Origin of the sequence: Chryseobacterium oleae (assembly GCF_900115055.1) — a bacterium.
Classification (GTDB): Bacteria; Bacteroidota; Bacteroidia; order Flavobacteriales; family Weeksellaceae; genus Chryseobacterium; species Chryseobacterium oleae.
The window spans coordinates 937,947-962,387 of the sequence record NZ_FOVD01000001.1; the positions used below are offsets into that span (position 1 = coordinate 937,947).

The 24,441-nt window shown below is 37.4% G+C and carries 24 protein-coding genes and 1 riboswitch; of the genes, 6 read left to right on the plus strand and 18 right to left on the minus strand.

What is annotated here, in order from left to right; all coding sequences use genetic code 11:
* Positions 1–28: 28 nt before the first annotated feature.
* The 3 genes from BM143_RS04165 to BM143_RS04175 form a co-directional block, all read right to left on the minus strand.
* Positions 29–1,171, minus strand: a complete 1,143-nt coding sequence (locus tag BM143_RS04165) for an inorganic phosphate transporter (protein WP_034728906.1) — start codon at positions 1,169–1,171, stop codon at positions 29–31.
* 19 nt (positions 1,172–1,190) lie between these two features.
* On the minus strand, positions 1,191–1,829 hold the full coding sequence (locus BM143_RS04170; protein ID WP_034728903.1) for a DUF47 domain-containing protein: 639 nt from the start codon (positions 1,827–1,829) through the stop codon (positions 1,191–1,193).
* Positions 1,830–1,978: 149 nt separating this feature from the next.
* On the minus strand, positions 1,979–3,703 hold the full coding sequence (locus BM143_RS04175) for a DEAD/DEAH box helicase (RefSeq protein ID WP_034728901.1): 1,725 nt from the start codon (positions 3,701–3,703) through the stop codon (positions 1,979–1,981).
* Between the two features lie 613 nt (positions 3,704–4,316).
* Here BM143_RS04175 and BM143_RS04180 point away from each other — a divergent pair.
* Positions 4,317–4,979, plus strand: a complete 663-nt coding sequence (locus BM143_RS04180) for a DUF2461 domain-containing protein (protein ID WP_090023245.1) — start codon at positions 4,317–4,319, stop codon at positions 4,977–4,979.
* A gap of 516 nt (positions 4,980–5,495) precedes the next feature.
* Here the strand turns inward: BM143_RS04180 and BM143_RS04185 are convergent.
* The 11 genes from BM143_RS04185 to BM143_RS04235 all read right to left on the minus strand — a co-directional run bounded on the left by BM143_RS04185 (position 5,496) and on the right by BM143_RS04235 (position 15,982).
* On the minus strand, positions 5,496–6,554 hold the full coding sequence (locus BM143_RS04185) for a diphosphomevalonate decarboxylase (protein ID WP_090023247.1): 1,059 nt from the start codon (positions 6,552–6,554) through the stop codon (positions 5,496–5,498).
* A gap of 151 nt (positions 6,555–6,705) precedes the next feature.
* Positions 6,706–8,475, minus strand: a complete 1,770-nt coding sequence (locus BM143_RS04190; protein ID WP_090023249.1) for an AMP-dependent synthetase/ligase — start codon at positions 8,473–8,475, stop codon at positions 6,706–6,708.
* A complete protein-coding gene (locus tag BM143_RS04195) occupies positions 8,472–9,485 on the minus strand; it encodes an NAD-dependent epimerase/dehydratase family protein (protein ID WP_090023251.1) in 1,014 nt (337 codons plus the stop codon). Before BM143_RS04195 ends, BM143_RS04190 begins: the two co-directional genes overlap by 4 nt.
* 494 nt (positions 9,486–9,979) lie before the next feature.
* Positions 9,980–10,984: an MvdD family ATP-grasp ribosomal peptide maturase gene (locus BM143_RS04200; RefSeq protein ID WP_090023253.1), complete on the minus strand. Its 1,005-nt coding sequence runs from the start codon at positions 10,982–10,984 to the stop codon at positions 9,980–9,982.
* Positions 10,977–11,933 carry an MvdC/MvdD family ATP grasp protein gene (locus tag BM143_RS04205; RefSeq protein WP_090023255.1) on the minus strand — a complete coding sequence of 319 codons (957 nt, stop codon included), beginning with the start codon at positions 11,931–11,933 and terminating at the stop codon, positions 10,977–10,979. The genes BM143_RS04200 and BM143_RS04205 overlap by 8 nt, the downstream gene beginning before the upstream one ends.
* Before the next feature lie 82 nt (positions 11,934–12,015).
* On the minus strand, positions 12,016–12,243 hold the full coding sequence (locus tag BM143_RS04210; protein WP_090023257.1) for a microviridin/marinostatin family tricyclic proteinase inhibitor: 228 nt from the start codon (positions 12,241–12,243) through the stop codon (positions 12,016–12,018).
* Positions 12,244–12,294: 51 nt separating this feature from the next.
* Positions 12,295–12,531, minus strand: coding sequence for a microviridin/marinostatin family tricyclic proteinase inhibitor (locus tag BM143_RS04215; protein WP_090023880.1), 237 nt, complete (start codon positions 12,529–12,531; stop codon positions 12,295–12,297).
* A 45-nt stretch (positions 12,532–12,576) separates the two neighbouring features.
* Positions 12,577–12,819 (minus strand): microviridin/marinostatin family tricyclic proteinase inhibitor, encoded by a 243-nt coding sequence (locus BM143_RS04220; protein WP_034728886.1) that lies wholly within the window; start codon positions 12,817–12,819, stop codon positions 12,577–12,579.
* A 114-nt stretch (positions 12,820–12,933) separates the two neighbouring features.
* Positions 12,934–13,713, minus strand: coding sequence for an alpha/beta fold hydrolase (locus tag BM143_RS04225; protein ID WP_090023259.1), 780 nt, complete (start codon positions 13,711–13,713; stop codon positions 12,934–12,936).
* Positions 13,714–13,839: 126 nt separating this feature from the next.
* Positions 13,840–14,559 carry a pyridoxine 5'-phosphate synthase gene (locus tag BM143_RS04230; protein ID WP_090023262.1) on the minus strand — a complete coding sequence of 240 codons (720 nt, stop codon included), beginning with the start codon at positions 14,557–14,559 and terminating at the stop codon, positions 13,840–13,842.
* A gap of 154 nt (positions 14,560–14,713) precedes the next feature.
* A complete protein-coding gene (locus BM143_RS04235; RefSeq protein ID WP_090023264.1) occupies positions 14,714–15,982 on the minus strand; it encodes a mechanosensitive ion channel family protein in 1,269 nt (422 codons plus the stop codon).
* 122 nt (positions 15,983–16,104) lie between these two features.
* Between BM143_RS04235 and BM143_RS04240 the strand changes: the two genes are divergently transcribed.
* Positions 16,105–16,596 carry a DUF456 domain-containing protein gene (locus BM143_RS04240; RefSeq protein WP_034728880.1) on the plus strand — a complete coding sequence of 164 codons (492 nt, stop codon included), beginning with the start codon at positions 16,105–16,107 and terminating at the stop codon, positions 16,594–16,596.
* A gap of 62 nt (positions 16,597–16,658) precedes the next feature.
* On the plus strand, positions 16,659–17,162 hold the full coding sequence (locus tag BM143_RS04245) for a hypothetical protein (RefSeq protein WP_090023266.1): 504 nt from the start codon (positions 16,659–16,661) through the stop codon (positions 17,160–17,162).
* Here the strand turns inward: BM143_RS04245 and BM143_RS04250 are convergent.
* Both BM143_RS04250 and BM143_RS04255 read right to left on the minus strand, forming a co-directional pair.
* Positions 17,149–17,790 (minus strand): uracil-DNA glycosylase, encoded by a 642-nt coding sequence (locus BM143_RS04250; RefSeq protein WP_090023268.1) that lies wholly within the window; start codon positions 17,788–17,790, stop codon positions 17,149–17,151. The genes BM143_RS04245 and BM143_RS04250 overlap by 14 nt on opposite strands.
* Before the next feature lie 113 nt (positions 17,791–17,903).
* On the minus strand, positions 17,904–18,413 hold the full coding sequence (locus BM143_RS04255; RefSeq protein ID WP_090023270.1) for a GNAT family N-acetyltransferase: 510 nt from the start codon (positions 18,411–18,413) through the stop codon (positions 17,904–17,906).
* A 99-nt stretch (positions 18,414–18,512) separates the two neighbouring features.
* Between BM143_RS04255 and BM143_RS04260 the strand changes: the two genes are divergently transcribed.
* Positions 18,513–20,660 carry an endonuclease MutS2 gene (locus BM143_RS04260; protein WP_090023272.1) on the plus strand — a complete coding sequence of 716 codons (2,148 nt, stop codon included), beginning with the start codon at positions 18,513–18,515 and terminating at the stop codon, positions 20,658–20,660.
* Between the two features lie 184 nt (positions 20,661–20,844).
* On the opposite strand, the gene BM143_RS04265 is transcribed toward BM143_RS04260, so the two are convergent.
* Positions 20,845–21,915 (minus strand): GEVED domain-containing protein, encoded by a 1,071-nt coding sequence (locus tag BM143_RS04265; protein ID WP_090023274.1) that lies wholly within the window; start codon positions 21,913–21,915, stop codon positions 20,845–20,847.
* Between the two features lie 226 nt (positions 21,916–22,141).
* On the opposite strand from BM143_RS04265, the gene BM143_RS04270 reads away from it, so the two are divergent.
* Both BM143_RS04270 and BM143_RS04275 read left to right on the plus strand, forming a co-directional pair.
* Entirely contained in the window at positions 22,142–22,939 is a 798-nt protein-coding gene (locus tag BM143_RS04270; protein ID WP_090023276.1) for a hypothetical protein, read from the plus strand.
* A gap of 52 nt (positions 22,940–22,991) precedes the next feature.
* A riboswitch (cobalamin riboswitch) is annotated at positions 22,992–23,170 on the plus strand.
* Positions 23,171–23,285: 115 nt separating this feature from the next.
* Positions 23,286–23,669: an acyl-CoA thioesterase gene (locus BM143_RS04275; protein ID WP_034728864.1), complete on the plus strand. Its 384-nt coding sequence runs from the start codon at positions 23,286–23,288 to the stop codon at positions 23,667–23,669.
* Positions 23,670–23,763: 94 nt separating this feature from the next.
* Here the strand turns inward: BM143_RS04275 and BM143_RS04280 are convergent, their stop codons facing one another.
* Positions 23,764–24,354, minus strand: coding sequence for an HD domain-containing protein (locus BM143_RS04280; protein ID WP_034728862.1), 591 nt, complete (start codon positions 24,352–24,354; stop codon positions 23,764–23,766).
* Positions 24,355–24,441 lie beyond the last annotated feature (87 nt).

The following is a 24,441-nucleotide window of genomic DNA, read 5'->3' on the forward strand; positions in this document are numbered from 1 at the left end:
GTTTGTATTATATATTTCAACTTTAAAATTAAGTTAAAAACGTTACAGCAAGATAAGTAATCGCAGCAACAATTGCCGAAATAGGAATCGTTAGTACCCAAGCCCAAAGAAGACTTACGGTAATTCCCCATCTTACAGCAGAAATTCTCTTCGTTAATCCTACCCCGATGATAGAACCGGTGATGGTATGTGTTGTAGATACAGGAATACTTAACTGATCTGTAATAAAAAGCGTGATCGCTCCAGCAGTTTCAGCACTTACTCCTTCCAATGGAGTTACTTTTGTAATTTTCGTACCCATTGTTTTGATGATCTTCCAACCTCCACTCATTGTTCCTAAACCAATCGCAAGGAAAGATACTAAAGGAACCCAAAGATAATGCTGGGCAAAGTAATCAAAACGACCTGCAGAAGGGATATTAAGATAAACAGGGTCATGAAGCATCTCTACGTGATAGTAGATTAAAGCTGCCCCGATAATCCCCATTACTTTCTGAGCATCATTCAGACCGTGACCTACACTGAAAAGCGCTGAGGAAACAAGCTGTAATCTCTTGAAAGACTGATCTGCTTTGTAAGGGTTTGATTTTTTATAAAGGTGAACAATAATTAATGTAATGATGATGGAGATCACCATCCCTATTATCGGTGCCATAAAAATGAACAGGAAAATAGGAATTACTTTATCAAACTTCACAACACTCTGAGTGGTCAGTTGAAGAAAAGCCTGTTTTAATGTAGCAAATAAACCTAAATCCGGTTGTGCAGCTACCACATCATGATAATCCAGCATAAAAGCATGCATAAGCGCTGCTCCTAAAAATCCTCCAATCAGCGTATGAGAAGATGAAGAAGGGATACCAAACCACCAGGTTAAAAGGTTCCAGGCAATGGCTGCCAGAAGACCCGAAAAGATCACCTCAAGTGTGATGAAATTCTCATTAACCGTTTTAGCGATCGTATTTCCAATCCTGAATTCACCTATCACATAGGCTGCTAAAAAGAAAGCTGCAAAATTCCAAAGGGCCGCCCAAAGTACCGCCTGAAAAGGGCTTAAAACCTTGGTAGAAACAATGGTTGCAATGGAGTTGGCCGCATCATGAAAACCATTAATATAATCGAAAATTAAAGCTAGAGCAATAATAACCGTAAGTAAAATCGGAAATTCCATTTCTGTTAGTTATAATTGTTTAAGCGTATTTAATCATGATGTTTTCAATCGTGTTGGCAACATCTTCAGCTTTGTCAGTTACTATTTCAAGATAATTAAGTACAGATGAAACTTTGATAATGTTGATGGCATCATTAGTTTCAAACAGGTCTACCATTGAGTTGGAAAGCAGGTCATCTGCAATGTTCTCAATAGAGTTTACTTTGATACAAGCTTCTTTCACCTGGTCCATATTCTTAAACCCTTTAAGGTTTTTCATCGCATTCTGAATCTCAAGACAAGCTTTGTGAATCAGTAGTGAGAAATCTGAATACGCCTTCATCTCAGGCGATTTGTATAAGAAAATGTATTTTGTGGAAGCGTAGATGTAATCAGCGATATCATCAAGGCCGGTTGCCAGGGTGTGAATGTCTTCACGGTCGAACGGCGTAATGAAGTTTTTTCCTAATTCAACGAAGATCTCATGCGTAAGCTCATCATTTTTGTGTTCGTAGTCGCTCATTCTTTTTAACATCGTGTCATCGTTAAGATCGAAATCTCTGATCCCGTTGTTAAAGTCTTCCGACATTGCAACTAAATTCTCCGTTACCTTTTCAAAAAGTACAAAGAAGATTTTATCTTTTGGTTGAAAAGCGTGGAAAATATTACCAATTCCCATTTTTATGTATTTATAATTTGGTGCAAATTTCCTAAAAAAGGATTTGCCCTGAAACTATATGATATTAAGTTTTGTTAACATACGATTAACACCTGATTATCAAACAAAAAAACCGGCTAAAAGCCGGTTTGTATAGTATAGTATGAGTATTAATTAGCCTCTTCAGCTCTCATATCTTTTCCTTTGAATTTCATTGATGCAATATTACTCAAAAGCTCTCCTTTGAATGATTTTTCAATTTCAAAGAAAGAGAATTTCTCTAAAATTTCAATATCACCAATTTCTGCTCTTTTTTTGCTTCCTCCAGCTGGTGAAGTTGCTTTATTAATAATATCCAAAACATCAAGTTTCTTCAATTGATCTTTTTTTCCTAAGTTGAAGAAGAATCTTACCATGTTTTCATTCTTTCTTCTAGGTTTTCCGCCACGTTCTCTTCCGCCATCTCTGCTTCCTCTTACGTCACGGTCTCCACGGTCACGATCTCTTCCTCTGTCACGGTCTCTATCGCGTCCTCTGTCTCTTCTTGAATAATCATCATCTCTGCTGCTCAGTTTCTGCTCAGCAAGGTCATGCTTGTCTTTGTAGTAAAGCGCAAGATCTTTCAATTGGAACTGTAGTAATTTGTGTACCAGTTCTTCTTTGGTGAATGCACTTAAATCAGGGATTAAGCTGTCGTTGAATTCAAAGATATCTTCTTCGTGTTCTGTAAATAATTTTTCAAAAACACCTCCCACCTGAGCTTTGATAATATCATCACCCGTTGGAATAAATTTCTCAACGATATCAATTTTCGTTGCAGATTTGATTTGCTTCAGTTTTCTGCTTTCTTCAGGCTTTATTAGAGCCATTGAAATACCGTCTTTCCCAGCTCTACCGGTTCTTCCACTTCTGTGAACGAATACTTCCGGATCATCAGGTAAAGAATAATGGATAACGTGTGTTAAAGAGTTTACATCCAAACCTCTTGCTGCAACGTCCGTCGCTACAAGGATATCGATGTTTTTCAGTCTGAATTTCTTCATTACCGTATCTCTCTGCGCCTGAGAAAGATCCCCGTGAAGGGCATCTGCCGCATAACCGTTCTGCATTAAGAAATCAGCAACCTCCTGAGTTTCCATTCTTGTTCTACAGAAAAGAATAGAATACTGGTTCGGGTTCGCATCAATCAATCGCTTAAGAGCTTCTTTTTTCTGACGGTATCCTACTACGTAATATTCGTGCTTGATATTCTTCTTAACTTCGTTAATAGAACCCACAGAAATACGGTGAGGATTGGTAAGATAATTTTTAGAAATTCTCTCCACTTCTTTATTCATCGTTGCCGAGAACAAGAAAGTTTGCTTTGTATCCGGTGTTTCTCTAAGAATTGTTTCCAACTCGTCTTTGAAACCCATAGAAAGCATTTCATCAGCTTCGTCTAACACTAACCAATGAATCGCAGAAAAATCAAGTGCTTTTCTGTTGATAAGGTCGATTACTCTTCCCGGAGTACCCACGATAATCTGTGGCTTGTCCTTTAAAGATCGAATCTGATCCATAATACTGCTTCCACCGTAAACCGCTGTGGTTTTGATGTCTTTCATGTACTTGGAATAGTTTTTTATGTCTTTAGAAATCTGAAGACATAATTCCCGTGTCGGACAAAGCACCAAAAATTGGATTTTGCGACTCGTTTCGTCAATCATATCCAAAATCGGAAGCGAAAACGCTGCTGTTTTGCCTGTCCCTGTCTGCGCAAGTGCGATCAAATCGCGAATATCTGAAAGAATGAAAGGGATAGTCTGTTTTTGGATTTCTGTCGGGCTTTCGTAACCCAGTTCGCCAACTGCCTTAAGGATGTCAGGACTTAAATTGGACTCCGTAAATAAATTCATTAAATATTTTAAAATTTTTGCAAAGATACAACAAATATTTGATTTGTTTTTGAATAAAGTTCTAAATATGTAAAGTTTAATTCAGAATCCTTTAATATATTTTTAATTTTTAAAAAATTAAATCCAAAAAAACAGGCTTTGCGTTAAAAACATGTTAAACATTATTTTTTTTTATTAAATTGGATTGATTTTTTCTGTATTATTTATGAATTTTCAAAAATAAGACCATTCAATGTAAATTTTTATTTTTATAACTACAGTTTCTTGTTATTGAAATAATCCCAGTATCCATGGCTTCATTTCAGGATTTACTAACCCATTAAGAATGTTTAAATTACTGCAAATTCAGAGCTTATTTAAAAATTATAATTATTTTTTCAAACTGTGATATCCCTCCCCTTTTCATTGGGTTGCAGCTTTATTTATCTCCATTTTTTAAATCCAATCATAAAATTCCATGGTTCATTTGATAAGACTTCTTTGATGATTTTAATTTACATTTCATAAAAAATAAAAAAAACAGAGGCTCTATTTAATTTTGGTCAGCCTAAGTATATTTTTTAACTTGGTTCATTTAAATCATATCTAGCTTACCATTAAATTCCCAATAAATATGAGCACAATAAAGCCCGAAACATTTACATTCTTAAAAGAACTGACCAACAATAACAACCGTGAGTGGTTTACAGAAAATAAAAACCTATACACGGAATCTCAGGGAAATGTCATCGCTTTTCTCGATGAACTGATTAAAGAAATGGCTGGATTTGATGAAGAATTAGGCAAGCTTGACGGCAAAAAAGCCCTGTTCAGAATCTACAGGGACACCCGGTTTTCAAAGGACAAAATACCGTATAAAACCAATTTCGGTGCCTCTTTAGGAATGGGAAAAGGCAGCCAGAAAGGAGGTTACTATCTTCATATGGAACCTGGAAAATCTTTTCTTGCCGGTGGTATTTATATGCCTGAATCTTCTGTATTGAAAGAAGTAAGAAAGGAAATTTCGTTATACGGAGAGGATTTTCTGAAAATCATCAATCAGAAGGACTTTAAGAAACATTTCCCAGAGCTTGATCAGGATGATCAACTTAAAAAAATTCCTCAGGGGTTTGAAAAGGAAGACCCGATGGGTGAATATTTAAAGCTTAAAAACTTTATTGTGGTTTATAATTTGAAAGACGAAGAAGTTCTGGATAAAAGTGCTGTCAAAAATATGACGAAGATTTTTAAACTGATGAAGCCTTTTAATGATTTCCTGAATACTCCTTTTCTTTAAAACACTAAAATACAATGCGTTATTTTTTTTAACGCAAAGGTTGATTTTTAGAATGTAGAATTTTAAGGGGACAAAGAGGGAATCAATTTCATTGATTCTGATGAAGCAAATGAAAAATCAGATGATTTAAAATTTCGCGCAGATTATGCTGATTACACAGATTTTTAATTCTTATTGATCTACCTGCTTTATTTGTTAAATCTGCGTGAGTAAAAAAATTGAAAAAAACTTTTAATCTAAACTGATGAAACCTTTATCTGAAATACAATGCTTTTTTTAACGCAAAGGTTCATTTTTAGAATGTAGAACTTTAAGGTTGCAAAGAGGAATCAATTGGCATTGATTTGATTAAGCGACTGTACAAAAAAGTCGTTAAAAATTCAGCCTAACCTTAGCAAAAGTTTATACAAAAAAAATCTGCGTAATCCGTAAAATCTGCGTGAGCTTTTCTCATACTTTTCACGAATTACGCAGATATTTATATTTTATCTACAGAAGAACTGTTGTTTTTCTTTTTTAAAAATTCATCACATCCTTTACTACCCCGTTCTTTTGCGTATGCTGAAGTAGTTCAGTTTCGATGAATGCTTTGATCTGATCTTCGGATCCGTTATTCGGGAACAGCAGGTGTACATTGGCTCCGGCATCCAGTGTGAAGAATAACGGAAGACCTGTTTCTTTACGGAAATCCCAGACCTTATTGATCACTTCCATAGTTCCTGTTTTCATCAGGATAAAAGCAGGATCACTCATCATCATCATGGCATGCAGGGTAAGCGCTTCGTGTTCTACCAATTTGATAAAACGTTGCATATCTCCACTCTTCAGAATTTCTTTCATCGGAACAAAATTCTCTCTTGCTTCCTGGAATCTTCTTTCTGCATAAGGATTGGTGTTCATTAAGCCATGTCCTACCGTAGAAGAGACACTTTTTTGCCCTTCATGGATCAGTAAGACCCAGTCATTGAAATTTTTAAAGATGTCATGAATTTCAGTATCCGGATATTGTACAGCAAATAAGTCTGAACTTCCTTCCACCTCATCTGACGATCCCCAAACTACCAAACCGTTGTATAAGCTTCTGCAGGCGCTTCCGCTTCCCAATCTTGCCAGAAACGAAGCTTTTCTTAATGATTCCTCTTCAGAAAATTCATTGAAAAAAATTCCATCCAGCTTCATCAGGCATTTTGCAATAGCTCCGAATCCAGAAGCAGAACTTGCAATTCCGGAACTGTGCGGAAATGTATTTTCTGTTCTGATGATGTATTTTCCTTTCAGAATCCATGGAAGATACTGTTCGATATTTTTGAAGTATTTTCCGATTTTTTCGGCAAATTTCACCTCTTCATTTCCTGCCAAAAAAGTCTGCACCGAGAAGGGTTCATCTGCCAAAAACTCAATAGAAGTATTGGTTTTACAATGATTCAGCGTATAACTGATGCTTGGATTGGCCGGGATCTGGTTTTCATATTTGCCCCAGTATTTGATCAGGGCGATATTGGATGGACAGCTTTCTGAAACTGTCTGGGTATGAATGGTAAAATTTTGTTTTCCTAGAAATTCTTGTGTTGTCATAGTCTGATTTAAAATAATAAAACTCTTTTATTTAACCACAAAAGGGGCAAAAGAATTTTAACACTTTAGTTATTTTTAGATTTAAAATAAAACTGTTTATTCAAGATCACTAAGTTTCTCAAAATCTTTTGTGATCAATCAAGTTCTATTTCTAATACATTTTCTCTATAATATCCGCATATTTTTTAAGCACTACATTTCTTTTGACTTTCAATGTAGGAGTAATTTCGCCGGTATTGATATCAAATTCAGCAGGCATCAGTGTGAATTTCTTCACTTTCTCATAATCTGCCAAATGAACCTGCAGTTCTTTAATTTTCTCTTTATACAAAGCAATAATGCTGTCATCTTTTACAGCGGTTTCCCAATTGGTAAAAGGAATATTGTTCTTTTTAATATAATCCTGTAAGAACTCAAAATTCGGAACAATAAGTGCGGAAACAAACTGTCTCCCTTCTGCTACCAACATGATCTGCTGGATGAAATTATTATTAGTCAGAAGATTTTCGATTTGTTGTGGAGCCACGTATTTTCCATTGGAGGTTTTCATCAAATCCTTGATCCGGTCTGTGATGATCAGGTTTCCTTTATCGTCAAATTTTCCGGCATCTCCTGTTTTGAACCATCCGTCTTCCGTGAAAACTTTCTGGGTTTCTTCCGGCTTGTTGTAATAGCCTTTCATAATTCCGTTTCCTCTGGCCTGGATCTCGTCACTTTCACCGATACGGATTTCTACGCCCGGTAAAGGCTTTCCGCTGGTTCCGTGTTCAAAATGAGTCAAAGGGAAAAGGGTAAGTGTGGCCGTTGTTTCCGTCAGTCCATATCCTACTGTTACGTGAATGCCTACAGAATCGAAGAACTTTGTCACTTCAGGCGATAATGATGCTCCACCACAAGGTAAGAACCACAATCTTCCGCCCATTTTCTCTTTAATTTTGCTGAAAACAAGCATATCTGCAATAGATTCTTTGCATTTTAATCCAAAAGGAATCGATTGTTCATTTCTTCTCAGTTCTGCAGTCTGCCATCCTGTTGCCAGTGCCCAATCGAAGATTTTTTTCTTTAGTGATGAACCTTCTTCTGCTTTTTCTAAAACTCCGGCATATACTTTCTGGAAAAATCTCGGTACCGCACACATCATTGTGGGTTTCACCTCTTCCAGCGTTTTTGCAATATTCTTCGGATCTTCCAGGAAATATACTCTTGCCCCGCCATAAAGACAAAGCAGGCTCCAGCTTCTTTCGAAAACGTGGGTCAATGGCAAAAATGCCAGAGAAAGTTCTTCCTCAAAGTTTTTGAATTTAAAAAACTCGAAATGAGAATCGAAAGCTTTGATGAAATTTCCGTGGGTAAGCATCACTCCTTTCGGTGTTCCGGTGGTTCCGGAGGTATAGATCAGTGTGGCTGTATCGTCATTTTCTTTAGGACATATCTCCAGTTTAGAAGACGATTTGGCTATAAAATCTTCAAGATAAAAACTGTTGAATTCTTTTTTGATCCAGATTGATTTTTTAGAAACAATAATCGTTTCCAATGGACTTCCTTCTTTTTTTAGAATTTCCAGACACGCATCATACTGCTCCTGGTTGCCTACCAATATAGCTTTAGCTGAAGAGTCATTGATGATATATTCCGCCTGTTCTGCATTATTGGTTGAATAAACAGGTACCGTGATGGCACCCATCGCCATGGAGGCCAGATCAAAGATCATCCATTCCGAAGAATTGTCTGCGTAGATCGCTACTTTATCATTTTCCTGAATTCCTGCATTTTTTAATGCATTAGCAGTTTTAAAAACAATTTCACCGAATTTTTTCCAGCTCAGTTCTTTCCACGCCTCATCTTTCTTTTTAAAGCCAATCGCGGATTTCACCGGATGTTTTTCTACATTTTTTAGGATAATTGCTGCTGCAAGATTCATGAATTCAGCTTTTTGTCGTTAATATAATTTTTAAGATGAAAATCAATACTTTCCTTCACAGGAATCAACTGATAATCGATCTCTTTTTTAATCTTCTGATTGGAAATAGTGTTAAGGGATGATATGGATTCAATATTGGATTTCGTAATAATTCTCAGCTTCGGAATCAGCCAGCCGAAAAGAATATTGGCGAGTCTTCCGAGGTTTAACTGGAATTTAGAAAGGATTTTCGCCTCCTTCAATCCTAGCTGTGAACGGATCTGTTTTCCAAGATCTGCATATCTTTTATTTTCAGATATCAGAATAAAACGTTCTCCGAAAGCATTCTTTTCCATCAGATCAATGGAAATCCGAGCTGCATCTCTTACGTCGATATAACTGGTTCCTCCGGAAAATGTAAAGCCGTTCTTTTCAAAAGTAGGGAAAATATCTCCACTGCTCTGGCCCCAGTTTCCGCTTCCGATGATCATTCCCGGATTGACGATGATGGTATTCAATCCTTCTGCAGAGGCTCTCCACACCTCCATCTCAGCAAGGTGCTTTGAAATAGCGTAGGCAGAATGTTCTTCTTTAGGATTAAATTCAGAACTTTCGTCCAATTCTCCATTTTCATTAAAAATATCCAGAACTGCAATGGTACTTACGTGCAGAAATTTTTTCACTTCCGAACCTTCACAGGCAAACAGCAGATTTTCTGTACCCTTCACATTGGTATGGTACATTTCTTTTTCATCATGAGGATGGAAACTTACTTTGGCGGCACAGTGATAGACCTCATCTACCCCTTTTAATGCATTCTGCAGAGCGTCGAGATCATCAAAATCTACGTCTACCCATTCGATCTTACTGAAAAAATCATCAGGATTCTCTGTATAGAAACCGTAAGAATGCCTTACATCGTTTAAATTGCTGCCCGGTCTTTTGGAAGCACGCACGCTTTTCCCTTTTTTAAGAAGTTCCAAAACGATCACCCTTCCCAGGATTCCGGTTGCACCCGTTACAAAAATCATTAATTATTTACTTGATTGCTGACTAAAATATGACAATATTTTCGATCCGGCAATTCTTCATTTTCCCGATAGGATTTTATGAAAAACTACTTATGCAAATTTGCGATTTTTAAAGCAGAATTCCGCTTAATTTAACCAATATTATCATTTTTACAGACTTTATAAATAATTTAACCACAAAAGAAGCAAAAGTTTTTTTTGACACTTAAGTTGTAAATAAAAGATTTGATTTGCAGTGATAAAAAATCTGTTGAATCTGTGTGATCTGCGGGAGATAAATGTTTGAGTGATTTTTGAAACATTAAGAATATGGAAGGGATTAAGTTCCATTAAGAAAAATCAAATAGATTTTTAATTCAAGGTTACTTAAAGCAGAGCTTGAGGGTGGCAAAAATTCTTTGAATTTTTGCCGGGGTGGTCCTTTTTCACTTTAAAAATAAAAAAAGCCCTTCAGATCAACAAAAGGGCTTTGAGTATGAATTAGTGATGACTTTTTAAGCCATAACCATATTGTTTCTTCTTGGAGCTTTGTCGCAAAGAACGTCTGCGATACTCTTGGAAATCATATTGTCTTCCGTTAAATTATCTAACCAGAAAAATTCACCTGCAGCATTGATCTCAATGAAATAATATTCGTCTTCAGGGGAAACAATGATGTCTATCGCACCATAATCCACATTGTAAACATCTAAAAGTTCAAGGAGTTTGGCTTCAACATCTGCCGGAAGCTCTGTTCTCTCCCATTTCGTCAATAGGTTGACACCATCTTTTCTCCAGTCCACTTTAGCATCTTCAGATTGCTGGGAATCTATTTCAAATGCATAAACATCCTGTCCTACGATGGTAACACGAAGTTCTCTTTTCTTTTCTATCTTTTTCTGAAACTGCATCGGGCAATACACCAGTGAATCCAGTTCTTCAAGCTTGTCTTCATTCACCACGTTGGTGAAAACAACACTTTCAACACCATCTTCATAAATCGCAAAACCGGTCTGCATTTTTGCCACTACATTCTTGTGCTTAAGGATAAACTGTCTGGCTTCCTCCGGATTATTTGTCAGGCAGGTTTCAGGAATTTTAAGTCCTAATTTAACAGCAATTTTCAACTGTTCTTCCTTACTATCCAGTCTTCTGTAAATACCCGGTTTCCCCAGTGCATAAGCATCTACAGACTCTATAAATCCGAAAAGCGTATTGCGGATCTCGCCCATAGCTGCTCCGTAGAATTTTTTATCCAGTTCTTCTTTCAGCCCGTTTCCGATGTTGTAAGCTCTTCTGTACCAAATAGCCGCAATATCATCCAGACGGTACTTTTTATCTTTGGTTTCAAGGATACTTACCCATTCTCCATCCTGAAAAATGGTGGACAGTTTGTTTTCTATAGGATACAGGTCTACATCGAAACGTACGACCTCACAACCGTTTTTTTCTATATATTCCGTTACTTTTTCAATTGAAAAATTATCTGCAGTATGCGTAATGATTAGTATTTTATTCATGGGTATTGATTCTTTTTAAAAGGTTATCGGCAATTTTTTCTGCAATGGGAAAACCCAGTTCTTTCTGCAGCATTCCCCATTCTCCCTGTGGGTTTACTTCCAGGAAATAATATTCCCCGTCTTTTCCTCTGATCATGTCAATAGCTCCGATATAAAGTCCCATTTCTTCCATCATTGAAGTAAGACCTGACTTTATATGTTCCGGGAGTTCGTAGGCTGACCAGGTATAATCTCCGTTAGCCAGTCTCCAGTCTACGTTATCGCTGTTATTGATCTTTCCGGTAAAGAAATCTCCGGCCAGGTACACAATCCTCAATTCGTAAGCTTTATCAATGTATGGCTGAAAGATCATCGGGCAGTACGTGATGTCTGAAATATTCTCAAGCGTATCCTCTTCAATGATCATGGTTGAGATAAGATTTTCTCCGTTCATGGTCTTTGCAGTCAGGCTGTGAAGTTTGGCAACTGCTTTTCCGCCGCAGAATTCATGAAAAAAGGACGTAATCTTTTCTTCATTGTTGGAAAAAATGGTTTCAGGAATGGTAAGTCCGCTTTCTTTGGCCAGTTTTAGCTGAAGCATTTTATTTCCGTCGATCTTTCTTTCATTTTCAAAAGGATTGATCCATGGAATATTTTCCAGAACAGTGATCAGGTTATAGCGAAGGCTTGCGTATGCGCTTAGGAATATTTTTCGGTAGTCTTCATCCAGCTCTTCGGGAGTGCTTATTCCCCATGCTTTTCTGTGCCATACAGCTTGAACATCTTTGGAATGTATTGTATTTCCGGACTCATCTGTGAGTTCAAAGGAATTTTCGTTCACACTGATTTTCTGATAATGATTCATACGGTCAGAATTCAGTCTGAACCATGGAATATTTTTAGAGGTAAGATATTCAAAAAAGATATCGATATTGTAAAAATCCTTTGAGTGGGTGATGCAGAGAATCATGTGCCGCTTTTTATTAAAAAAGGAAACTTAATGGTAAGTTTCCTTTGATATGATTGTATTAATACGATTAATATTTTAAGTCTTAATCTAATGGAACTGTTGGAGCATCGTCATCCCCGTCAGATGGATACTTCATGGTAACCATTAGATCGTCCTGAGGAGAAGTTACATTATCAACAACTGGCTTCGTGATCACATCTCTTTCAGGAATAGTGATGATACCACCACCTTTTACTGTTTCAGGATCTTTCAATTGTTTCTCTAAGAATGACGCAAAAAACGGCTTCTTTTTTGAATTTTTGTCTTTCATAATAATTTAGTTTTGGATTAAATATGCTTGTAATTTCTTGTGTACAGAAATTTAAACAACATCTTCATCACCGTCTGAAGGATACTTCATAGTCACCAAAAGATCCTTGTTAGGAGTGGTCACATGATCAAAGATCTGTGCTGTAACATTGTCTCTTGAAGGTATTGTAATGATGTCGTTATCAGTGTTTGTAATAATTCCGCCACCTTGAATGGTTTCCGGATCTTTAATTTGCTTTTCAAGGAATGAAGCAAAAAAAGGCTTCTTTTTTGAGTTTTCGTCTTGCATGGTCATTGAGTTTTAGTTAAAAAAATATTTTGTTGTAATGTTTGATTACAAATCTTCCAGTTCTCCACCCTCATCACTGTCAGAAGGGTATTTCATCGTTACGATCTGATCTCTTACAGACGATGTAACATTGTCCAGAATTTGGGATGTAATGACATCTCTTGTTGGTACAGTAATCATATCAACAGTAGGCGCAGTAATTCCACCTCCCTGGATTTTTTCAGGATCATTAATTTGTTTCTCTAAAAATGAAGCAAAGAAAGGTTTTTTTGAGTTTTTCTTTTCCATAAGTTAATATATTTAGTTTTTTGTGAAACTAAAGTACAAAAATTTCAATACGTGGGGAAATATTATCTTATTTTAAGAAAATTTTAACTAAATAACTGAATAGACGGAATTTAATTAATGTAAATCAAGAAATTCCTTTACAACATTTGCAAAATCAACCGGATTTTCAGCCTGAACCCAGTGTCCGGCATTTTTCACAGTCACTATTTTCGCTTTTGGAAACTGCTGCTTAATCCCGTATTCATCCTGCGGAAGGATATAATTTGATTTTTCTCCTGCAATGAATAAAGAATCACCTTCGAAAACACCAAATTTTACGGCATTCGAAACGAATTCGTTATATTTTTCAGATAAAGTTTTAAGATTAAACCTCCAGTTCAGTTTTTTGTTGTCATCCCAATATAGGTTCTTGGCTAAAAACTGTATGGTAGATTTTTCAGGAATATACTGGCTCAAAACCGTTTCTACCTCACCTCTTGAACCTACAGTATTAAAATCTACCGTTTCAAGAGCCTTAATGATTCCCTGATGATGCGGAGGATAAGCCTTAGGAGAAATATCTACCACAATAAGTTTATCTACTCTTTCCTGATATTTCAAAGCAAACTGCATCACCGCTTTTCCACCTAAAGAATGTCCCAAAACATGAGCTTTCTGAATACCGTAATGATCCATATAACGGGCAATATCGTCCGCCAGATCATCATGTGACATACTTTCGGAATGAAAGCTTCGTCCGTGATTTCTAAGGTCTATTAAGTGTACGGGAAGGTATTCACCCAAGTCTTTTCCAAAACTTCCCCAGTTGTCCAGCATTCCAAACAGTCCGTGAAATACAAGCAGCGGCGTAACCGTAAGATTTTCGCCAAATATTTTTGAGTTTAAGATGTCCATTTATTTTATTATAGAGGTTAGATATTAGAAGTTAGAAGTTAGAAACTGGAAGTTGGATATTTAAAGTATGTCTTCGACACTAATATCTAACATCTAATTTCTAACTTCTAGTTTTTAACTTCTCCTTTACCATTTTGCCAGACGTTTCAGATACGCCTGAACCGTATTTTCAAGTCCCATATATAGTGCTTCAGAAACCAAAGCATGACCGATGGATACTTCAAGAAGATTCGGGATATGATCTGCAAAATATTTTAAGTTTTCAAGGCTCAAATCGTGTCCTGCATTGATACCCAAACCGAATTCTGTGGCAGCAACGGCAGTATCATAATAAGGTTTTATGGCCTGTTCTTTATTCTCAAGGTAGTTTTTTGCGTAAGCTTCGGTGTACAGTTCTATTCTGTCAGCTCCTGTTTTTGCAGCATGCTCTACCAGCTCCGGCAAAGGGTCAAGGAAAATAGAAGTACGGATTCCTGCGTTTTTAAATTCTGCGATAATTTCTGTCAGAAAATCTAAGTGCTTTTTGGTATCCCATCCTGCATTGGACGTGATAGCGTCGTCTGCATCAGGAACCAATGTTACCTGCTCCGGTTTTACTTCCAGAACCATATCAATAAAAGAGCGGTGCGGATTTCCTTCAATGTTGAATTCAGTGGTCACCAATGGTTTCAGATCGTAGACATCTTTCCTGGTGATGTGTCTCTCATCAGGTCTCGGATGGATGGTGATTCCCTGTCCTCCAAATTCCTGGATCTTCACTGCTGCCTCCGTTACACTTGGCGTTTCGCCTCCTCTGGCATTTCTTAATGTCGCAATTTTATTAATGTTTACGCTTAGTTTTGTCATTTCTTATTTAGATGTTATTTTGTTGAGAAATTAGATATTAGAGGTTAGAAATTAGTTTTTGGGTCTACTTCTATATCTCTAAAGCCAGATCAGAATAAGCGGTCGAATCACACTAACTTCTAAATTCTAAATTCTAGCTTCTAACTTCTCTATTCTACACTTTAATACTCACCTGCATCACCTGAAGATCAAATTCCTTAGATGCGACAAGCAAGTGGTCAAAAATATCAGCCTGAATCTGCTCAAAGTGATCCCATTTGGAATCATTCGCGAAACAGTATACTTCAAGGGGAAGTCCCTGTGGTGTAATATCGAGCTGACGAACCATTCTGACTCCTTCCTGATCAATATCAGGATCATTTTCAATATATTTTTGAGCATAATATCTGAAAACCCCGATATTGGTAAGCTGTCTTCCATTGATGGTTTTATCGTTATGCTCCAGATTTTGTTTTTCTTTTTCAATCTCCAGTGTTTTCTCTTCCAGATAATCTGAGATCAGGTTGATATCTTTTAACCGTTCGATATCTTCTTCATTTAAAAATTTAAAAGAATTGATATTAAAATAGACGGATTTTTTGATTCTTCTTGTATTGGATTCAGACATCACCTGAAGGTTTTTGATCTCTGTGGTCAGTAAATCATAGGTCGGAATTGTGGAAACGGTTTTATCAAAATTGGTGATTTTTGTCGTCAGAAGGCTGATATCTGTAATATTTCCTTCAATGCTGTATTTTGGAATGCTTACCCAGTCTCCTACTTTTAAATTTTTAGAGGTGGCAACATGTATCCCAGTGACAAATCCCAAAATAGTATCTCTGAAAACGAGTACCAGCACCGCAGTAATAGCTCCTAAACTTCCAACAATCGTCGTTCCTTTGATCCCGAATATCACACAGAGCCCTACTACAGAAAAGATAAAAATTCCAAGAATCTTTACCGTTTCTGAAATCGCATTCAGTGCCATGATCTTGTAGAAGTCCTGTTTTATGGTGAAATAATACCTGAAACCTGTTAAGGATCTGTACAACATTCCTGCAAGAATAAGAACCAAACCTAAATTGATGGATCTGTTGATGAAAATGTTTGTTTTAGGTAGTGCGGTTGCCGGAAATATGGAAGGATGTATTCCTCCTACCACGAGAAGGGCAGCAAAATGAGCTACCGAGTTGGAGATCTTAGATTGATAAATAGACCGGATAATCGGATATTTTTCATCATTCCGGAAAAATCTGAAGACAAAATTAATCGCAAATTTAAAAACAAAATCTACCACTAGAAATACGGCGCACAGCAGTGCCAGCTTCACAATAATATGAACAATCCAATCCATTCCGCCGGGTGTTACCTGACTGATATAGATGTAAAGCTGATCGCTTATTTCCTGTAAAAAACTTTTGGTGTCCTGTATCTCGTCTTTCATTACAGCAAATTTATAAAATTAAGAATGATGATGTTACTATTGACAATCAATTTTCATCCCAAATATTCAAAAGGTCTCTGTAAATCTTCTTTTTTCCTATCTTGCATTGATAATTTTAAAGAATGGATACAACGCTTATTAATATTCTATGCCTTATTTTATTGTTTCTGGGAATACTGGGAACATTCCTTCCTGTCCTTCCAGGGCTTTTGTTAAGCATTTGCGGACTTTTGATTTATAAATTCGGGACCGATGCGGATCTTCCCATGATTTATATCTGGGCATTCGGAATTCTGACTGCGGCTTCTGCAGTCCTGAACTATGTAATTCCTGCAAAAACAAACAGGAAATACGGAGGAACACGTTGGGGAAGCATCGGATCTATCGTCGGAACGATTGTTGGAATCTTCATTCCAATTCCTTTAGGCTTTCTGATCGGAATGTTTGCGGGCGTATTTATTGGAGAACTGCTTCATGACAGCAAGGATATGAACAAGGCTCTGCAATCGACCAAAGGGGCATTTATAGGATTCATCTATGGAACCGGATTCAGTCTTGTGGTGGGTGTGGCCATGTTTTTGGTAGTAGTTTTGGATATGCTTGATGTTATTTAGATTGGAAGAGGGAGGATGGAAGTTTCTGGTCACGTTTTTTTAACTTTATTAAAAAAGAAATTATGTTTCACAAAGCCATTATATTCAGTCTGGGAATCCTAACCTTAGCAGGATGCAATGCCCAAAAGAAGACGAAGACACCGGATTCAGTTGCCAATACTACTGGGACGAAATCTTCGGTTCAGAAAGAAGGTGTTATCTACCTTAATCAGGGAGAAAATAAATTCCTGAAAGAATATGATATGAATGTCACGTTCAAAGGTATTTCTGAGGACAGCCGCTGTCCAGAAGGGGTTAACTGCATCTGGGCCGGAGTTGCCGTAGCACAGATCGAAGTGATGGGAACCTACACGAGACCCACCGTTTTACTCCTTGCTTCTTCAGACAATGCAGGCAGAAATTATTATATGTCTCAGGAATTCAACGGATATACGATTTCAATGAAAGAGATCACCCCTTTTCCAAAATCGGATGGTGGTGTCAAAGCTTTGGAAGGAAAATATAGAGTAGCCTTTACGATCAAAAAGACGGAAGGATCTGCGAATCCGGATGCTACCAGGAAATAGGCTTCTTTCCTTTTGAGATCAGGTATTCATTGATCTTTGAGAAGGGTTTGCTTCCATAAAAACCTCTGTACACAGAAAACGGTGATGGGTGCGCCGATTTTAAAATAAAATGCTTAGCCGGATCAATGAGTTCGGCTTTTTTTTGTGCAAAAGCGCCCCATAAAACAAAAACGACATTCTCTTTTTTATCTGAAATTTCCTTGATAACAAAATCTGTGAATTTTTCCCAGCCTAAATCTTTATGAGAGTTTGGTGTATGGGCACGCACCGTTAAGGTAGCATTCAATAATAAAACCCCTTGCTTTCCCCAGTCATCCAGTTCTTTTGAAGTTCTTTCCACTCCAATATCATCTTTCAGCTCGGTAAAAATATTTTTAAGGGAAGGCGGCGCTGTTACCTGCTCGGAAACAGAAAAACACAAACCGTTGGCCTGAAAGTCATTGTGATAAGGATCCTGACCGATAATCACCACTTCAACATCTTCAAAAGGCGTAATTTCCAATGCTCTGAAGATTTGATTTTTAGGTGGAAATACTTTGGTGGTGGCATATTCTTGTTTTACTTTTTCCCAAAGGGTTGTAAAATAAGGGGTACTTTTTATCGGGGCTAAAACTTCTGTCCAGGTCATGAGGTTGGTATGAAAATCTGTTAATAATACAAAAATATCCTTTAATTACTGGATGACCAAATTGGATGATGTGTTGATTTGATAATTTGATGATGAGTTGATGTGATGATTGGCTAATTGTTTTGATTTAAGCTAAAAATAATATTATCAGGAAAACCTTCATCTGTTCTCCCCTCTTCTAAAATAAAATGATGCTTTAGCAAAAGACCTTTGGAGTTTTCATTAAATTGGCTTGTAATGGCTATAATTTCACGTAAATGCAATTCATTAAATCCATGATCTAAAACAGCTTTCAAAGCCTCGGACATTATTCCTTTTCTATGATAATCGGGTAATAACTCATAACCGACCTCAGCCGTTTTCCGGTCCTCAGAAAAATTCCAAAGGCATATAGTTCCAATAAGATTGGGCTGGTCTTTATAGGCAATTCCAAAATAAACAGTCTGATTATTCTGCGTTCTTTCTTTTATCGTTAAAATAAACTGCAGCGCATCATAGTTGTTTTTGGGAGAATTCCTTTTCACAAACTGATTAGTGACTTCATTGCCACGAATTTTCAGAATGTCTTCAACATGGGTTTCGTTGATGTTTTTTAAAATTAAGCGTTCGGTTTCCAGTTTCATCTTCCAAATTTAGTAAAATGAATGCATTGCCCTGTTTCCAAATCTTCAAATTAATTGATTTTCAAATTAACATTCACATTTTCTCACTAAATTTGCACTGTGTATATAAATAAAGAAGATTTAAACGAATTAGAGTTTCCGCAATTGCTCGCGGAGATCTCTCCATTTGCGTATTCTCCGAAAACGAGAGAAAAAATTCTTCAACTTCGTCCCATGGAAATTGACGAGGCGGAACTTTCCCTGAAAAAAACGTCGGAATATCTTTCGAGTTTTGAAAGTTCAAATGCAATTCCATTCGATGAGTATGAAGATATCGAAAGTGAGCTGAAAGTGATGCTGATTGAGAATTACCGTCTGGAAAACAGTGCTTTCATCAAAATAAAAACTTTAACTGAACAGATAGGAAAACTACAGAAGTTTTTCCCAACCATGCCTGAAACTTTTCCTACTTTGATAGGTGATGTTTCTGTACTGGAGTTTAAAAAAGAAATCATTGATAAGGTAGACAAGGTCTTTAATCGGTTTGGAGAAGTGAAAAGTGATGCCTCCCCTGTTTTGAAAGAGCTTAGGGCTGAAATCCAGATTGCTAAAAAAGCCATTCAGGAAAATTTTAACCGTGCGCTGTTCAATTACGGACAAAGCGAATTTTTGGATGATATCCGGGAAACGATTATTGAAGACATGAGGGTTTTAGCAGTAAAATCCGGGTTCAAGAAAAGGGTTGCGGGAAGGGTTTTAGGAATTTCAAAAACAGGTTCCATTACCTATATGCAGCCGGACAGTGTGGTAAAACATTACTTCAAGCTGAAGGAAAGTGAAGAGGAAGAGAAAAAGGAAATAGATAAAATACTCCGAAAACTCACTGCTGAACTGGCAGAATTCCAACCTCAGCTATGGCAATACCAAGCTTATATTTTTGACCTTGATCTGACGAGAGCTAAAGCAAAATTTGCAGAACAGGTGAACGGAATTCTTCCAAAGATCAACCGTCACAGAACGCTAAAACTGAAAGATGCTTTCCATCCACTTTTATGGTTAAGAAATAAAGCAGAAAACAAAACGATTCACTCACAGAGCCTTTCATTGACGGATCACAACAGAATCATCTGTATTTCCGGACCGAATGCAGGAGGAAAATCCATCACCCTGAAAACAGTCGGACTGCTTCAGCTGATGATACAGACCGGAATTCTGGTACCGGTGCATCCAAAATCTGAAATGTTCTTCTTTGAGAAGGTCATGACAGACATCGGTGATAATCAATCTATTGAAAATCATTTATCTACCTATTCATCAAGGCTTAAAAAAATGTCCGGGATCATTCGTGAGGCTGATGCCAATACATTGCTTCTGATTGATGAATTCGGGACAGGATCTGATCCTGAGCTTGGAGGTGCGCTGGCGGAAAGTTTCATGGAGTATTTCTATGATAAAAAGAGTTTTGCCATTATTACGACCCACTATACGAACATCAAACTGGTAATCGAGCAGCTTCCCAATGCAGAAAATGCAGCCATGCTTTTCGATGAAGAAACGTTGGAACCCATGTATAAGCTGGAAGTGGGACAGGCAGGAAGTTCATTTACCTTTGAAGTAGCAGAGAAGAACAGAATCCCGAGATTCATTATTCATGCCGCCAAAAAGAAAGTAGAGCACGATATTGTCAATCTTGATAAAACGATTGTTAAACTTCAGCAGGAAAAATTTGAAGTTGAAAAACTGAAAACGGATCTTGCCGAAAGGAAAGAATCCGTAGAAGACAAGCGTGACAACCTTCAGAAACTGAATGAACAGCTGCAACAGAAACTGTTTAATTTCCAAAAACTGTATGAAGATGAACACCGTAAGCTTCAGTTCGGAAGTAAAATTGAAGCGTTCATCGACAGTTATGTGAAAGGAAAGTCAAGGAAGGATGTGGTCAAAGATTTTGTAAAGATTCTTGAACAAGAAAAATTCAGAAAGATTGGCGCTGATAAAGATGAAACCAAACGTCTTCAGGTGGTTAAAAGAAAAATCACCCAACAGCTTAAAAAGGAAGATGTGATCGAAAAAATTGCCGAAACCAATGAAAAACTGGAAGAAAAACGCAAAACCGACCGCGCCGTGTGGATGAAAGAAGGGCAACGTGTCCGTATTCCGGGAAGCACCAGCGTAGGAACCATTGAGAAAATTTCCAAAAATAAAGTGACTGTAAATTATGGTACTTTTAAGACGACGATTAATGCGGATGAGTTGGAGAGGATTTAATGATGGGATGATTCTATGATGTGGTGATTCGACGATGTGGTGATTCGACGATGTGGTGATTCGGTGATGAGATGATTTGATGATTTGATGATGATAGGTTGAGGATTTACTTTTTTGTGGATTTTACAACTTTTAACTTTATAAAAAATAGCGCTGGATTTTTCAGCGCTATTTTTATTTTTATTTATTTTTTGATGAATTTCAGTCGGGGTGTATTTTCTTTATTTTTAAGCTGAATAAAGTAAATTCCTTTAGCAAGATGGCAAATATCTACCGCATTCTCAGAGGTTCTGCCCTCTCCTGTTTTCTGCCCTGAAACGGAAAAAATTTCATAGTCCGCTTCTGATGAAAGCCCTGAGATGTGCAAAACTTCTGAGGCTGGATTCGGATAAATGGTGATTTCCTTGGATTTAGCAGTTTCATTTACAGCAAGATTGGAGTTCACAAAATCGACCCGATAGTCCTCTACTTCTCCATATGGAAATGTTCCGCATGGCCCCGCCACTGCTGCCTGGCTGATTATTACCCTCATTGCTGTTCCGCACTGGGTTATACTGACAAAAGGAGGGACATTGAATACAAAGGCTTTAGGATTTGTAGAGTCCACAGTAGTAGAAATTATCATTTCCGAAGCTTCAAAAATAGCGTTCGCATTAAAATCTATCCAGGCTTTTATATAAGCTGTCCCCGGTATACCTGTCCAGCTAGGTTCCACCGATACAACATTATTTACGCTGCCTATCCCCAGCTGTATGCGATGGGTTAAATTCGAACGAAAATTCGTGTAATTTGAGGCATATGAATCATTTACCATCGCGGGAAGCCCTCCTGATGGAGTTATTTTAACGTTCGATAAATACAATACTCCCAGATTGGCAGATGTGGACTCGCAGTAATTCAGATGGGTATAGAAGGTTAGCGGAAAAGATACATCTCCGGATGCGGTGTCCACCACCTGCACTATATATCCCGAACAGGGTGTAAGTCCGTTCAGATTAACAGAGGTCGTCCCAGAGGAAATACTCATCGTAAACCATACCGCAGATCCCACAGGCAGCCATCTTACGGTATAACCTGTAGCTCCCGGTATAGGATCCCACGTGATATCAGCAGAAGTAAAACTGATATTGGAAGCCACTAAATTCGTCGGGACAGTAAAGGCAGATTCGGCGTCTATGTTGTCCATTCTGCCGGCTGACTGAAACTTTGCTGCAACTGAAAAAAGCAGAAGCATAAAAAGTAGCTTTTTTATCATGTTTATGAAATTTTCATGAAAAATACCCTAAATTATTCACATATTATTACATTTCAATTGACAAACATTATATTTTTATCTCATTTCTGTAAAAACACCAAGGTATTATTTGATCAGAAAATAAGTTTTTGAGAGCATATTGATGATTTTAATCAAATCCCGTTATATTTTACTGATTCAAAAAACATTTAATTTATATATTTGAGGGATCAAAAAATTTCATAAAATGATTTCCGTAAACAGAGCATTGTACCTATCCGCTTTCAGTCTTTTTTCTTTAGCATTTGTCAAAGGACAGAATAAAGTTCCTTTCGGTGTTGTAAAAGCTGAGGAAGGCTACGCTAATGTACGTGTCCACAAGGATAACTACAGAAAAATCGTAGACAAAATCCGTATGCGTAAAGGGGATGTATTTGTTTATGTAAAACCCGCTCCGGGAGAAACAGAATGGATCTGGATCAAATATCCTGAAAAACAGGACGATGAAAAACCTTTTGTAAGATATGAAAATCTTGAGAAGGAAGGTATGGTGAACAAAGAGCGTATTGCTTTCATTGACCAGTTGCCACAATTTACACCTTCTAAATCCAAGAACGGAAAATCACTTATTTTCACGGACAACAGTAATCCCAAAATACCAACATCCCAAAGAACCAAAGTGTTAATCGATGTTTACCCTTCGAATGCCGGTTACAGAAAGCAGGAAAAAGATACGGACGGAAAAATTCTGACCATTGATAAAATTAAACCTTGGGGAATTAAAGATGCGCTTCCTGAAGGGATGACGGAAATCAAATCGATTCGTGTACAACAACCGGGAAGAGGTTCTGTTTTCGTAAGGGAAGCTATTAAAAATATGTTCCAGCCTACTATGGATTTCAATAATGTCGGAGTAACTGCTCTTGACAATGATCACATCTATCTTTATATGATCAATGGTTCCGGCGAGAACAGGTATGTCACTCTTTGGGCCATCAAGGAAGGAAGGGTGATGAGCCAGATTATTTACAATAATCCGGAATAATTACCGTTTTTCGCTGTAATATTCTTATTTTTGCCCTGAAAAAGTTTAACGCTTATTCATCACAGAAACTGGTTCTGCTTAACGCAGATTAAAAGGGAACCGTGTGAAAATCACGGACTGTCGCGCAACTGTAAGTAACTGAAGTCTTTATCAAGAATCCACTGTGCAGGGCACGGGAAGGAGATAAAAGATGTTACAAGTCAGGAGACCTGCCTATTTCTTTAAACAAGAAACTTTCGCGATTTGAAGTTTATTGATCTGATGGACTGCTTCAGGAATTCCTATGATTCCTGTCATTGCTCTGTTATTTTGATCTATTTCATTTCGCATTAATTAATAATGAAATATGACTACAGAAGAAAGAATTGCAGCATCCGAAACCAGAATTTTTAAAGCGGTTTTCCCCAACACAACCAATCATTATGATACTCTTTTCGGAGGTACTGCCATGCAGCTGATGGATGAAGTAGCGTTTATCACAGCCACCCGTTTTGCCAGAAAAAGAGTGGTTACCGTAAGCAGCGATAAAATTGATTTTAAAAAGCCTATTCCTGCAGGAACTATCGTAGAACTGATCGGGAAGGTTTCCTACGTTGGGAAAACGAGTATGAAAGTGAATGTGGAGATCTACACGGAGCAGATGTACTCTTATGAAAGAGAAAGAGCGATCGTAGGAGATTTTACTTTTGTGGCGATTGACGAATCTAAGAAACCAATCAGAATACTATAATTGATGAGTTTCGGGGCGGCCTGCGGCCGCCCCGAAACTATCTACACTATTCAAAAACAGCAATTTAAAAACCTTTATTTTGCTTTCAATCTATCTATCTTACGACCTTATCCGTATCCAGACTTCTGGTCAGCAAAGTTTCAAAAGCCTCTCCCATTTCGTCTGACGCTCTTGTAATGGCATTTTCCAGCATATTTCTGATCTGTTTTTCGGTAACACCGGCTTCTGTCCAGCTTTTTCCTGAAGTGTGTGAGTTTAAGATAAATGGCATGATACGGTCAATAGAACAGGCAAAAATAGCGTCCGGAGTACTTTCTTCCTCAAATTCCAGCCACAATTCAAAGAACTCTGTTCGTAAAGGTTCATCAAGGATTCCAAAGATTTTCTGAGCTGAAATCTTTTCTCTTTCAAATTTCCCGACCATGGCTTTTTCATCAAAAAGGAAAGTATCACCCGCTTCTATTTCCACCAGATCGTGAATGGATAACATTCTTATTACCCTTAAAAGATCAATATCTGCGCGGTATTTAGCGTATGGATAAAGGATTTGTGCCAGGATAATGATCTGCCATGAGTGTTCTGCTGTATTTTCTCTTCTGGAATCATCGGCATTGTAATTTCTTCGTTGTACGTTTTTCAGGGCATCTACTGCCAGGATAAAATCGATCTCCTTCTGTATTTTCATTTCTTTTTATTGTTTTAATCTGACTTTGAGATAAAGTATTTTGCTTTTATGTATTCTCAGGGAGTTTGGAAACCTCAATTACTAAGG